The 595-nt window shown below is 45.7% G+C and carries 1 pseudogene; it reads right to left on the minus strand.

The features are described 5' to 3' along the window. Window positions 1–202 precede the first annotated feature (202 nt). A pseudogene (gene ybdG / locus ACLO87_RS16895) lies at window positions 203–595 on the minus strand (mechanosensitive ion channel YbdG); the annotation flags it as partial.

Raw genomic sequence — 595 nt, forward strand, 5'->3', positions numbered from 1 at the left:
CCTTCCTCGGCATGATTTTGCTGCTGATGTGCACGATGGATGATATGCGCTTGTCAGCGATTCTGCTGCCGGTGTGGATTGTATTCCTGTTTGTAGCATTTAAAACGCTGCGTCGGAAATAAGGCATTCACGCCGTATCCGACAAAATGATGTCAACCATCCGAAACCGCTCTCATCCATTCGATAAGAGCGGTTTTTTTAATTACTGCTTAAATGCACCCGCCAGAGAGCGAATATCATTGCCGGTTGGCGACTGATGAAGTCGCAGACCAAACTCTTCGACAATCGCAAATATGTGATCGAATATATCAGCCTGAATGCTTTCATATTCCAGCCACACCACGGTGTTGGTAAACGCATAGATCTCGAGCGGTAAACCGTTATCGCCAGGAGCCAGTTGGCGTACCATTAAGGTCATATCTTTACGAATCCGCGGATGGTTACGTAGATATTCGTTCAGATAGGCACGAAAGGTTCCAATATTGGTCATTCGGCGCAGGTTTAATACCGACTCCGTAGAACCTTGCTGGCGATTCCACTCATTAATTTCCTGATGGCGGCTGGTTAAATAAGTTTTTAACAAATGCGCTTTATT

The sequence above is a fragment of the Paenalcaligenes sp. Me52 genome (assembly GCF_050487965.1).
GTDB lineage: Bacteria > Pseudomonadota > Gammaproteobacteria > Burkholderiales > Burkholderiaceae_B > Paenalcaligenes.